Below are 13,136 nucleotides of genomic sequence, written 5' to 3' on the forward strand. Positions count from 1 at the left end.
TCTATATAGTGCTGTGTCGATGATGGCAGGGGAATGCCGATGGGCGAGTACGATGTTCTGGTGATCGGTTCGGGATCGGCGGCCTGCTCGGCAGCGCTGCGGGCCGCCAAGGGTGGCCTCAGGGTGCTCGTCATCGAAAAGAGCGAATGGTTGGGCGGCACCTCGGCCATGTCCGGTGCCGGGGTCTGGATACCCGCCAACCATGTCGCGGCCGAAGCCGGCATCGCCGACAGCCGCGAGGATGCGCTCGCCTATCTGCGTGCGGTCGCGCCCGAAGGATGGGAGCAGAAGGAAGATGCGCTCTGGGGCGCTTTCGCCAAGGCCGCGCCGGACATGCTGCACTTTCTGTCCGTCAACACGCCGCTCGATTTTCGCTTGATCAACGAGCCCGATCCCTTTGCCGAAGCGCCGGGCGGGAAACTCTATGGCCGCATGCTCTCGCCGAGGCCGCTCAGCCGCCGTCTCCTCGGCAAGTTTGCGCGGAGTCTGCGCCGCTCCACCTTGCCGCACAGCTTTACCTACCAGGAGATCGTCGACCTCGATCTCTATCACCATCCCATCCGCGCCGGGTTCAAGGTCTGGCCGAAGCTTCTATGGCGATGGCTGACGAATTCCGGCGGCCAGGGCACGGCACTGATGACCGGGCTGATCAAGGGCTGCCTCGATGCCGGCGTCACCTTTCAGCCGGGAACGCGCGCCGTCACCCTGCTTCAGGATCCGGACTCACGCATCGCCGGCGCGGAGGTGGAGAGCAAGGGCCGGCGCACGAAGATCGTCGCGCGCCGCGGCGTCGTCATCGCAACCGGCGGCTTCGAATGGGACGCCGAGATGCGCGCACGCCACTTCCCCGGCGCCTTCGACCGGATCGGCAGCCCGCGCGGCAATGAGGGCGACGGCCAGAAGCTTGCGGCTTCCGTCGGCGCGCAATTGGACCGCATGGATCAGGCGAACGTCTATCCCTGCCTGCCGACGCGCTACCAGGGACAGTCGCACGGCTTGCCGATGACCTTCCAGGCCGAGCCGCATTCGATCGTGGTCGATCGCGAGGGAAAGCGCTTTGTCAGCGAAAACGCCTTCAACATCGGCGAGGCGATCGATGCGCGCGGACCGGATGGCGAGCCCGTCCATCTGCCCTGCTATCTCGTTGGCGATAATCGTTTCCTCAAAACCTCGCTGCCTTTCCGCTGGTATGCCTCCTACGAGCGCGACTGGATCAAGAAGGCCGATACCATCGCTGGCCTTGCCGCCAAGCTCGGGTTGCCGGCGGCGGCGCTGGAGGAGACGATCGCGCGCTGGAACGGCTTTTGCGAGAACGGGCACGATGCGGACTTCCACCGCGGCGATAATGGTTGGGAGGCATACAAGGCGCATGGCCCCGAGAACCGGCTGAAGCCGATCGACAAGGCGCCCTACGTCGGCATGACGATCAATCGCTCGATCCTCGGCACCAAGGGCGGGGCCCGGACCAACGAGCGGGCGCAGGTGTTGAGACCGGACGGCTCGATCATTCCCGGCCTTTATGCGGCAGGGCTTGCGATGGCCAACCCCATCGGCACGCGCGCCGTAGGGGCCGGCACCACGCTCGGCCCGAACCTGACCTGGGGCTTCATTGCGGCCGAGACGATCCTGCATCAGAACAGGTGATCGCGGAAGCCTACATGGCAGACGGCACCGAACCTCAGAAGCACACCGGAGGCATGGGGGTGATCGCCGGAGCCTACGGTCTTGCACGATCGCCGGTGTCGCCCTGGCCTGAACGTCCCGGAAGCGCTTCATGATCATTATTCGGCTGTCGCCGTGAATTGCAGGGAGCCGTAGGGGTGTTGGTGGATGTTTCGTCTTCGCCATCTAGCGGATTGGTTTTTTGATAGTTACGCCCGCTTGTCGTCCGGATGGCCAAGCTCGCAGAACCACCCGCCCAGATACTTCACCGATGGCGCCTTGGGATCCGGAATCTGCGTCTTCGCCTCGACCGCTGCGCGGAATGGCTCGGCGCTGTCTTGCGGGATGAACCCCAGATGGTTGGCGCCGCTGTTGTCGACCATTTTCAGCTTGTTGTCGGATATGCCGAACGAGATTGTGTGCCCGACGCGCGGCGCCGTCAGTGCTGCTTCGACCAGACGAACGCAGTCGGCGAAGGAAAGATACGACCACAGCATGCGTCGGTCGGCCGGTTCGGGAAAGGACGAGAAGATACGCAGGCAAGCCGTCTCAATGCCGAACTTGTCCCAGTAGAGCCGGCTCAGGCTTTCGACGAAATTCTTCGACACGCCGTAGAGGCTGTCGGGGCGCACCGGCGCATCGACGCCGATATGGGCTTCGACTTCATGATAGCCGATGGCATGCACCGAGGAAGCATAGATAACCCGCTTCACGCCGTGTTTCCGGGCGCCTTCGTAGATGTGGTAGGATCCGCGAATGCTGGAATCCAGGATCGTTTGCCATTCGCATTCAAGCGGCGCACCGCCGAAATGCACGATCGCGTCGCAGTCCTTGGTGGCCGCAAGTGTAGCCTCCATGTCGGCGAGATCGAAGACCGCTTCTTCCTCGTGAGGAGCAAGATCGCCGAACGGTTCGCGACCCGCCAGGCGGATCGTTTTTGCCAGCGGCACCAGCCCCTTTCGCAGTTCCGAGCCAAGCCGGCCGGCGGCGCCGGTGATCAGGATGCGTTCGTAATGCGGCATGGTCTACTCCACTTGCGCGACGGCGGCGTTGATCCGCGCGATCGCCTCGGCAAGCACCTCCTCGCTGGTGGCGGTGGAGATACGAAAATAAGGTGAAAGTCCGTAGGCAGTGCCCGGCACCGAGGCCACGCGGCCTTCGTTCAGAAGATAGGTCGCCACCGCCGTATCGTCCTCCAGCATGACGCCTTTTGGGGTCCTGCGGCCGATCAGGCTGGCGCAACCGATATAGGCATAGAAAGCTCCTTCCGGCGGCGGCAGCGTCAGGCCGTTGATGCGCCTTATGCCATCGACGACCAGGTTCCTGCGCGCCTCGAATGCATCGCGGAAACGAGCCACCTCGTCCTGCGGGCCATTCAGTGCGGCGACCGTCGCCGCCTGGGCAATCGAGCAGACCGAAGTGACCGACTGGCTCTGGATGATCGACATCGCCTTGACGAGTGGTGCCGGGCCGGCTGCATAACCGACACGCCAGCCGGTCATCGCATAGGCCTTGGCCACGCCGTTGACGATGAGGCTTCGGTCCTTGAGGTCAGGGCAGGCCTTGCCGAAGGATACGAATTCGCGGTTATCGAAGATGATGTGCTCATAGATCTCGTCCGACAGGATGAGCACCTGCGGATGCCTGGCAAGGACAGCGCCAAGCGCCTTGAGATCGTCGGCCGAGTAGACCGCTCCGGATGGATTGCCGGGCATGTTCAGGAACAGCCACTTGGTTCTCGGCCCGATCGCCTTTTCCAAGAGTTCGGGCGTCAGCCTGAAGCCGCCGCTTTCCCTGCATTCGACCGTGACGGGCGTGCCGCCTAGCAGCTTCACCATCTCAGGATAGGAGACGAAATAGGGCGCGGGCAGGATGGCCTCGTCGCCGGGTTCCAGCGTCGCCATCAGCGCGTTGAAGATGATCTGCTTGGCGCCGTTGGCCACGACGATGTCGTCGGCCGTGTAGTCCAGTCCGTTCTCGCGCCTGAACTTCCCGGCCACGGCCTCGCGCACTTCCGGCGAGCCGGCTGCGGCGGTGTAGAGGGTCTGGCCCGCTTTGGCGGCTGCATAGGCCGCTTCGATGATGTGGGCAGGCGTCGGAAAATCAGGTTCGCCAAGGCCAAGGTCGATGACGTCGACGCCTTTGACCCGTAGCGCCTTGGCCGCCTGCGAGGCGGCCATCGAAGCCGACGGCTTGACCACGGACAGGCGCGAGGAAATGTAGCTCATCGGCTTTTCTCCGAAATATAGCCCCTGGACACGTCCTGTGCCCGCGCCTCCGTACTGCGCCTGGAGGGATCGCCATAGCCGCCACCGCCAGGAAGTTCCAGCACCAGACGACGCCCTGCCGGAACGTGCTGCCAGCCCTTGGGGCGCATCAGCGTGCCATCGTCGAGCCTGACGATGCCGGCTATCCCGTCCTTGCCGCCATCGCGTCCCTTGGCCGGATGGTTGACCCGGTCGAACATGGCGGAAAAATCGAACTCGTGGCCTTCAGTGGCCGCGATTTCGAGGATCTGGCCGAGGCCGCCGCGAAATTCCCCGTCGCCCCCGGAATCGGGACGCAGTTCCTTGCGCCAGATGACGATCGGCCCGGTGTGCTCGGTCGCCTCGATCGGCATGGTATGGACACCGGACGGAAAGGCGGTGGCGGACAGCCCGTCCAACGTCGGGCGGGCCCCCATGCCGCCGGAATTGAACATCAGCACCTCGGCGCGGCGTCCATCGCTCCCGGCGACCGGCCTGACCGAGATGTGGATGTTCCACAGTGCCGCCGCCCCTTCGGCAAGGATCTGGCCCGGCAGCGCCTTGGCCAGCGCGCCCAGCACCAGATCGGGCACCATATGGCCGATGACGTGCCGCAGGGAGACCGGCGCCGGCCGCGGGGCGTTCAGGATGTTGGTCGGCGACGATATAGTGAACAGAGCAAGCGAGGCCGCATTGTTCGGGATCTCCGGCGCCACGACGCATTTCAGGGCGTAGCAGGCATAGGCCTTGCTGTAGATGATCGGAACGTTGATGCCCCATCGGCTTGTCGGATCGGTGCCGGAGAAATCGACATTCAAATGGTCGTCCTCAATCGAGACAGCTGCCACCAGCTTGACCGGCGTATCGTAGCCGTCGGTCACCAACTCGTTCGACCAGGTGCCTTTCGGCAGCGCCTTGATGCGCTCCAGCGTCGCGTCATGCGTGCGCGTGAAGATGAACTCTCCCAGCCTGTCCAGCGATGCCAGGCCGATCTCCTTCATCATGTCGACCAGGCGGCGATGGCCGACCTCGTTGCAGGCGGCCAGCGAATAGAAGTCGCCGACGACCTGGTTCGGCTCGCGCACATTGGCGCGCAGGATCTTCACCAGATCGAGGTTCACCTTGCCGCGCTCGGCGAACTTCATGATCGGGATCTGGATTCCTTCCTCGTAGACTGACTTGCCGTCGGCGCCGAAGCCACGTCCGCCAACATCGACCACGTGCGCGGTGCAGGCGAAGAATGCCACCAGTTCGCCGTTCAGGAACGAGGGCGAGACCATGGTGATGTCATGGAGATGGCCGGTGCCTTTCCAGGGATCGTTGGTGACATAGGTGTCGCCCTCGTACATCTCCTCGCGCGGGATCTCGTTCATGAACTGCAGCACGGCCTCGGCCATGGTGTTCACATGCCCGGGCGTACCGGTCACGGCCTGCGCCAGCATCTCGCCGCGCGGATTGAACACGCCGGCCGACAGGTCGCCCGATTCACGCACCGACGTGGAGAAGGCCGTACGCAACAGGGTCAGCGCTTGCTCCTCGACCACCGAAATCAGGCGATTCCACATCACCTGCATGCGGATTTCCAAGATGTCGCTCATGCCTGGACCCCTTTGCGGATCAGGAGGATCGAACCGTCGCTCTGTAGCGCGGCATCGAAGAGAGTGGTGACGACCGTCGACGTCTCACGCTCGACGATCACCGCCGGACCGCTGATGCGATCCCCTGGCGAAAGGTCGGCGCGTTCGATGATGGCTGAAACCTGCACGGTTCCGGTCGCCGGATCGAAAACCTCGCGCGTTTGCGAAGCGGCGACGGTCCTGGTCCCCATGGTGATCTCGTGCCTTGCGGGCGCCGGCCGCACGTCCTGCGCCTTGACCGACCAGGTGACGATCTCGATTTCCAATCCGTCGAGGCCATCAATGGCACGGCCGAAGAAGCGCGCATAATTGTCCCGGAAGGCGTCCTTGAGGCTCACCTCATCGCCGGGCTTGAACGCCCTGTCGGGCAGCGGCACCGGGATTTCCCAACCCTGGCCGGCATAGCGCATGAAGGCGGTGATCTCGCGGGTGATGGCATTGTTAGTGCCGGCTCGCACGAAGCTCTCGGCAGTCGTCTTCAGCCCGTCGAGCAGCGCATTCACCTCGCATGCATCGAAGCGCGACAGCCGCATCAGCTTGGAAGCCAGCGCCTCGTAGCCGAACGGCGCCTTGAGAAAACCGATGGCCGAGCCGACGCCGGCGCCTTGCGGGACAAGGCACTGTTCGACGCCAAGCTTCTCGCACAGCCGCGCCGCATGCAGGGGCGCTGCACCGCCAAAGGCGATCATGACATTGTCGGAGATGTTCTTGCCGTTTTCCACCGCGTGGACGCGGGCGGCATTGGCCATATTCTCGTCGACGACCTCGCAGATGCCGAAAGCGGCGGAAACGGAATTGAGCGAAAGCCGGGTGCCGACATCGCGGGTGATCGCCTGCTCGGAAGCCTGCGTGTCGAGCCTGATGGCGCCGCCGGCGAAATTGTCGGGATCGAGCTTGCCCAGCACCAGGTCGGCATCGGTGATGGCCGGGCGGCTGCCGCCACGCCCGTAGCAGGCGGGACCGGGTTCGGACCCGGCACTTTCCGGGCCGGTCTGGATGCGGCCCATGGCGTCGACCCAGGCGATCGAGCCGCCGCCGGCGCCGATCTCGATCATCTCGATGACCGGGATCGAGATCGGCATGCCGGAGCCTTTGCAGAAGCGATAGGTGCGGGCGACCTCGAAGGTCCGCGCCGTGCGCGGCGAATAGTCCTCGATCAGGCAGATCTTCGCGGTCGTTCCGCCCATGTCGTAGGAGACGACGGAGTCCAGGTCGAAGCGCCGCGCCACGTCGGCCGCAAAAATGGCACCGCCGGCCGGACCGGACTCGACCAGGCGCACCGGAAATTCGGACGCGGTTTCCATCGAGATCAGTCCGCCGCCCGAGTGGATCATGAACACCGGACAGTTCGCCCCCATCTCCTTCAGCCGCACCTGGAGGCGCACCAGATAGTCGGCCATCTGCGGCCGGACATAGGCATTGGCGCAAACCGTGTTGAAGCGTTCGAACTCGCGCATCTGCGGCGAGACCTCAGCGCTGATGGAAATCGGTATGTCCAGCTTTCTGGCGAGGATCGCGCGTGCCCGCTGCTCATGCACCGGGTTCATGTAGGAATGGATGAAGCCGATGGCGACGGCGCCGAAGCCGCCCGCGGCGATGCTGTCGGCGATCTCGTCGAGCGCTGCTTCGTCCAGCGGCTGCAATTCCTTTCCGTCCGCGCCGATGCGCCCCTTGACCGTATAGCGATGCTCGCGCGGGATCAGCGGCGGCGGCAGCTTCAGGTTCAGATCATACTGTTCGAACCGGTTTTCCGTGCGCATCTCGATGACATCGCGAAACCCTTCGGTGGTGACCAATGCCGTCTTGGCGCCACGCCGTTCGATGAGCGCGTTGGTCGCCAGCGTGGTGCCGTGAATGACGATGTCGAGGTCCGCCAGCGTGATGCCGGCGTCGCGCACGACGATCTCGATTCCGTCGAGGATAGCCTGTTCGGGGGCGGCATAGTTGGTCAGGATCTTGGTGGAAAAGATCGTGCCGCGCACATCGACCACAATATCGGTGAACGTGCCGCCGATATCCGCGCCGAGACGGATGTCATTTGCCGTACTGGTCATGCGTTGGCCTTATGCGAAGCGAGCGCTGCGTCGCGCATTTGGGAAAGGGTTTGACGCGGCGTGATCGCCTCCGGGGAAATATCCAGCTCCAGGACCGCGCCGGTCGCGGATGCCAGCGCCCTGCCGAAAGCGCCGGCGAACTCCCCCGTCGCGCCGACCCGCTCGGCGTGGAAGCCATAGGCCCGGGCGATGCCGACAAAATCCGGGTTCTCGATGTTCGTTCCCGACACGCGCGCCGGATAGTGCCGCTCCTGATGCGCGCGGATGGTCCCGTAGATGCCGTTGTTCAGGATGAGGACGATCGGCTGCGCCCCGGCCTGCATCGCCGTCCCCAACTCCTGGCAGTTCATCTGGAAATCGCCGTCACCGGCAAAACAGACCACCGTGCGTGAGGGAAAGGCCACTTTGGCCGCGATGGCCGCCGGCAGGCCGTAGCCCATGGCGCCGGATTGCGGTGCAAGCAGCCGCGCCTTTGGCCCGAACCTGAAGAACTTGTTTGGCCACACGGTGAAATTGCCGGCGCCGTTGGTGAGGATGACGTCGTCGGGTAGGTTCTCGCGCAGCCAGCGGCTGACTTCGACCATGTCGACCGGGCCCGGCTGGGCAGGCGCGGTGAACGTGCCCTCATAGCTTTGGCGTGCCTGCGACCGCCACGCGCCCCAGTCGCCCTTGACCGGCGAGAGCGCCTTGGCGAAGGCGTTCGGCCCGGCATGGATGCCAAGCGAGGGCACGTAGATCTTGCCGATCTCGCGATCCGAAGCGTGGACATGGATCAGCTTCTGCTTCGGCTCGGGCACAGACAGCAGCGTGTAGCCATCCGTGGTCATCTCGCCGAAGCGCACATTGATCGCCAGGATCACATCGGCGTCCCGGATCAGCTTCTTGACATGCGGGACCATGCCGACACCGGCCTCGCCGACGAAGACCGGTGAGCCATTGTCGAACTGATCCTGGAAACGGAACGCCGCGACCACCGGAATGTCGGAGGTCTCGGCGAAAGCCTGGAGCACGGCACGCCCGTCAGCTGACCAGTTGGCACCGCCGATCAGGATCACCGGTCTGCTGGAGGCGGCCAGCATGGACCGGGCCTCGGCCAGCGCATCGGCATCGGCCGCGGCCTCGAACACCCTGGCAGGCCCGCTGAGCGCCGCGACATCGGTCAGCGTCGTCAGCATGTTCTCGGGCAGGGCGATCACCACCGGGCCTGGCCGCCCGGTGAGCGCCGTGGTCCAGGCCCGGGCAATGATTTCCGGCAGGCGCTCGACAGCGTCGATCTCCACCGCCCATTTCGCCATCGTGCCGAACACCGCGCGGTAGTCGATTTCCTGAAACGCTTCGCGGCCGCGCATGTCGGTGCCGACCTGGCCGACGAACAGGATCATCGGCGAACTGTCCTGCATCGCCGTGTGCACGCCGATGGACGCATTGGCGACACCCGGTCCGCGCGTCACGAAGCAGATGCCCGGCGAACCCGTCAGCTTGCCATAGGCCGAGGCCATGAATGCCGCGCCGCCCTCGTTGCGGCACAGCACGTAGTCCAGCTTTCCACGAGTGTCGTGCAGCGCGTCCAGCACGGCCAGATAGCTTTCGCCCGGCACACCGAAACTCTTGGTCGCGCCGAGCGCGATCAGGCATTCGACAAGAAGGCGACCGCCATTGCGGATCATGCTGCGACATCCTTCATTCAGGCGGCAAGCGGATCGAGCCTGCCTTTCGGATTCATACGTGCACGCTGGCGCATCGAGACGAAACCAAGAAATGCCGTCTATTCGAAAGTTTTTCTTTCCCGAGAGGCGCGAACCAGGACGTCCGGGTTCATCGTGCCCAGCGGATCGAACGCGCCTTTGAGCCGCGCCATGAGCTCTCGCTCCACCAGGCCGCGATTGCGGTCGGCCATGACCACCTTTGCCCGGCCAAGCCCATGCTCGGCGGCAAAGCTGCCGCCCATCTGAGTGGCAAGAGATGACAGCGCCTCTGCGAACAGCTCGGCCTTGCCGTCGAAATCGGCACGACCTTCCGGCGGAGACAAATTGTAATGGATGTTTCCGTCGCCGAGGTGCCCGAACGGGTTTATCCGCACACCGGGAAGAATGCCGCCGCAGATCTTCGCGCCAGCCTCGACGAAACGGGCGATTGCACCTGGAGGGACGGAGATGTCGTGCTTGAGTTGCTCGCCTTCCAGCCTTTGTCCCTCCGGTTGCTCCTCGCGCAGCCGCCAGAATTGTGCGCGATGCGCACCTGTCGCCGCCAGCGCGCCGTCGCTAACCAGGCTCTGTTCCATGCCCCATTCCAGAGCCGAAGCCAGGATCTCGTCCAGGGGAACGCGTGACGACCCCGATGCCAGTTCGACCAGCAGATAGACGTCGCCCCGTGTCTCCAGTTGGTAGGCAAGGTCGGGCACGTGCTTGAGCGCCAATCGCAGGCCCACATCGGAGAAGAACTCGAGGCCAGTCAGGAATTCCCCGGCCTCGCCGCGCAGGAAGGCGCCGAACGAAACGGCGGCGGCAAAGTCGGGCAGGACCAGAAGGGCGCTCGCTTGCTGCCGAGGCTTGGGGTAGAGCCGCAGGATCGCGCGCGTGACGATGCCGAGCGTGCCCTCAGCGCCACAGAACAGCTTGCGCAGTTGATAGCCGGCATTGTCCTTCTGCACCGCGCGCAGTCCGTCCCAAATCCCGCCATCAGGCGTCACGACTTCGAGACCCAGGACGAGATCCTGCATCATGCCGTATCGGAAAGCCTGGCTGCCGCCGGCATTGGTGCCGATCAGGCCGCCGATCCTGGCGCTGCCTTCTGCGCCCAGATGCATTGGAAACATCAGCCCATGCGGCTCCAGCGCCTCGTGCAGCGTGGCCAGCACGACACCCGCCTCGACGACGATCGATCCGCTGTCCAGATACGGCTTCCCGATCGCCGTCATGCGTGACAGCGAGACGATCACCGCATTCGGCTGCTCGGCGACGGCGGCGCCGCAAAGCCCGGTGTTTCCGCCTTGCGGCACGACTGCCAGTCCGGCCTCGCGACATAGTTTGACGACACTGGCAACCTGCGACGTATTCGCGGGCCTGGCAACGCCAAGAGGTGCGACGCCGTAGCGATTGAGCCAATCGCGCTGGTAGGGCTCGGCATCCCGGCCCGAAAGCCAGCCTTTCGGCCCGAGAATCTCGTGCAGCGCGGTGGCGGGATCGGTCATTGATTTACCCGAGTTAGCTGAGGGCGTGCCGTGCGACACGTCCCGGATCGTTGCTTCCAATCAATGACCCAGCACCTGCGACAGGAATTGTCGAGTGCGCTCGTTGCGGGAAGAGGTGAAGAACTCGTCCGGAGGCGCTTCTTCGAGGATCTCGCCGCCGTCCATGAAAAGCACCCGGTCCGCCACGCGACGCGCAAAGCCCATCTCATGCGTCACGCAGATCATCGTCATGCCTTCCGAGGCAAGCGTGACCATGACGTCAAGCACTTCGGAAACCATTTCCGGATCGAGCGCCGAGGTCGGTTCGTCGAACAGCATGATCTGCGGCTGCATGCAAAGTGCGCGTGCAATGGCGACGCGCTGCTGCTGACCGCCGGACAATTGGCTGGGATATTTCATGGCCTGCTCGGGAATGCGCACCTTCTCCAGGTAGTGGCGGGCGGTTGCCTCGGCTTGCGCCCGCGGCTGCTTGCGCACGATCATCGGGGAGATCATGCAGTTCTCCAGCACCGTCATGTGCGGGAACAGGTTGAAGTGCTGGAACACCATGCCGACTTCACGCCTGATCTCGTCGATATTGCCGACATCGTCGTTGAGCTCGGTCCCGAGCACCGCGATGCGGCCGCCATTGTGCTGTTCGAGGCGGTTGATGCAGCGGATCATCGTCGATTTGCCGGAGCCGGAGGGTCCGCAGACGACGATTTTTTCGCCCCGTTGTACGGAAAGGTTTATCCCGCGCAGTGCTTGGAACGTGCCGTAGTATTTGTCGAGGTTTTCGATGCGGAGCGCCGGCTCACCGGTCGAATTGGTTGAGATCACCTGCACGCCTCCTTACCGTTCGCTGACCGACATGCGGCGCTCGAGAAAGGCGCCATAGCGGGATAGGCTGAAGACGAAGATGAAGTAGATGAAGGCGATGAAGGCATAGACTTCGACATAGGCGAAGCGCCATTCGCCGGTGCCATAGGCGGCATTGCCGGAAGCCAGGATCTCGAAGAAACCGACGATGACCACCAGCGAGGTCTCCTTGAACGAGATGACGAACTGGTTGATCGTGGCCGGCATCGCGTTGCGCATTGCCTGAGGCAGGAGGATGCGGCTGATGCGTTGCCAGTAGCGCATGCCGAGCGCCATGGCAGCCTCCTCCTGTCCTGTCGCAACGCCCTGCATGCCGCCTCTCACGATCTCAGCCTGATAGGCGGAGAAGAACAGAGCGGAGCCGAGGATCACGCGGTAAAGCTTATCGCCCTGCAGCCATTGCGGCAGCGCGAACGGCAGAACCACTGCAAAGGTGAAGAGGATCGATATCAGCGGAAGCGACCGGACCCCGTCGATGATGAGGCCGGTGGTCCGCGAAATCCAGGGCAGCTCCGACCGGCGTAGCAAGGCCAGGCAGATCGCCAAGGGGAAACCGATCAGGCAGGTGGTAACGAAGATGAACAGGGTCAGCGCCAGCCCGCCCCAGGCTTCCTCGCCGACATGGGCAAGGCCAAGCACGCCGCCTTTCATCAATAGGTAGAAAAGGCCTGTTCCGGCTCCCCATACCAGCGCGATCCGGCGGCCCGTCCAGAACGCCGGGATACAGCTCAGCACCGTCATCACCACAACGGCGACGCAGGCCAGCGCCGAGCGCCATTGTTCCTCGTAGGGATAGAGGCCGAAGAAGATGATCCGCCATCTCGCTGCGATGACCGACCAGCAGGCTCCCGCTGTCGCCTGGCAGGCTTCCGGCCCGCCGCTGGTGGTGAAGACAGCCGAGAAAACCGCCCAATTCAGCAGCTTCCAGACCAGGAAGACCATGATCGTCAGACAGGCCAGCGACACCACCGCCTGAAGCGGCGTCGCGAAGAAGCGTCGCCTCAGATCCTCAAGCCTGCCGGGAGCGGGTGGAGCGACAATGACCATCTCCATCTCTCAGCCCCTCAGTTGATTGCCCTTGAGGGCAATTGCCTTGTTGATGCGGTTGAAGACGGCGGCAAGGCTGAGGTTGATGGCGAGGAAGCCTGCCATCAGGATGCCGATCGCTTCGAGGGTTTGCCCGGAATGGTTGATCGTCAGCGCCACAATCATGAAGAAGTCGGTGAAGCCCACGGCGATGCCCATCGTCGTCGCCTTCATCAGCCAGACATACTGATTGGCAAGGATCGGCAGCATGGCACGCAGCGCCAGCGGCAGCCGCACCAGCGTGAAGACCCGCCAGGGACTAAGGCCCAAGGAAAGGGCTGCCTCGACCTGGCCGGTGCCGACAGATTTGAAGCCTCCGCGCACGATCTCCGCAATGTAGGAGCCGCCATAGATGGCGATGGCGATGGCGAGGGTGGCGAACTCCGGAGGGATACGCAGGCCG

General features: G+C 63.9%; 10 protein-coding genes. 1 reads left to right on the plus strand and 9 read right to left on the minus strand.

Annotation, left to right across the window (positions count from 1 at the left end; all coding sequences use genetic code 11):
• The first annotated feature begins 39 nt into the window (after positions 1–39).
• Entirely contained in the window at positions 40–1,644 is a 1,605-nt protein-coding gene (locus tag EN994_RS03875) for an FAD-dependent oxidoreductase (protein ID WP_199489654.1), read from the plus strand.
• Between the two features lie 227 nt (positions 1,645–1,871).
• On the opposite strand, the gene EN994_RS03885 is transcribed toward EN994_RS03875, so the two are convergent.
• The 9 genes from EN994_RS03885 to EN994_RS03925 form a co-directional block, all read right to left on the minus strand.
• On the minus strand, positions 1,872–2,684 hold the full coding sequence (locus tag EN994_RS03885; RefSeq protein WP_063168731.1) for an NAD(P)-dependent oxidoreductase: 813 nt from the start codon (positions 2,682–2,684) through the stop codon (positions 1,872–1,874).
• A gap of 3 nt (positions 2,685–2,687) precedes the next feature.
• Positions 2,688–3,890, minus strand: a complete 1,203-nt coding sequence (locus tag EN994_RS03890; protein WP_063168730.1) for a pyridoxal phosphate-dependent aminotransferase — start codon at positions 3,888–3,890, stop codon at positions 2,688–2,690.
• Positions 3,887–5,506, minus strand: coding sequence for a hydantoinase B/oxoprolinase family protein (locus EN994_RS03895; RefSeq protein WP_063168729.1), 1,620 nt, complete (start codon positions 5,504–5,506; stop codon positions 3,887–3,889). The genes EN994_RS03890 and EN994_RS03895 overlap by 4 nt, the downstream gene beginning before the upstream one ends.
• Positions 5,503–7,599 (minus strand): hydantoinase/oxoprolinase family protein, encoded by a 2,097-nt coding sequence (locus EN994_RS03900; RefSeq protein ID WP_063168728.1) that lies wholly within the window; start codon positions 7,597–7,599, stop codon positions 5,503–5,505. The genes EN994_RS03895 and EN994_RS03900 overlap by 4 nt, the downstream gene beginning before the upstream one ends.
• Positions 7,596–9,266, minus strand: coding sequence for a thiamine pyrophosphate-binding protein (locus tag EN994_RS03905; protein ID WP_063168727.1), 1,671 nt, complete (start codon positions 9,264–9,266; stop codon positions 7,596–7,598). Before EN994_RS03905 ends, EN994_RS03900 begins: the two co-directional genes overlap by 4 nt.
• Positions 9,267–9,364: 98 nt before the next feature.
• A complete protein-coding gene (locus EN994_RS03910; protein ID WP_063168726.1) occupies positions 9,365–10,789 on the minus strand; it encodes an FAD-binding oxidoreductase in 1,425 nt (474 codons plus the stop codon).
• 60 nt (positions 10,790–10,849) lie between these two features.
• A complete protein-coding gene (locus EN994_RS03915) occupies positions 10,850–11,608 on the minus strand; it encodes an amino acid ABC transporter ATP-binding protein (RefSeq protein ID WP_027161621.1) in 759 nt (252 codons plus the stop codon).
• A gap of 12 nt (positions 11,609–11,620) precedes the next feature.
• Positions 11,621–12,700: an amino acid ABC transporter permease gene (locus EN994_RS03920; RefSeq protein WP_063168725.1), complete on the minus strand. Its 1,080-nt coding sequence runs from the start codon at positions 12,698–12,700 to the stop codon at positions 11,621–11,623.
• 3 nt (positions 12,701–12,703) lie between these two features.
• The coding region (locus EN994_RS03925) for an ABC transporter permease subunit (protein ID WP_127307401.1) at positions 12,704–13,136 on the minus strand (433 nt) is incomplete at its 5' end.

The sequence above is a fragment of the Mesorhizobium sp. M7A.F.Ca.CA.002.09.1.1 genome (genome assembly GCF_003998555.1).
GTDB classification, from domain to species: domain Bacteria; phylum Pseudomonadota; class Alphaproteobacteria; order Rhizobiales; family Rhizobiaceae; genus Mesorhizobium; species Mesorhizobium ciceri.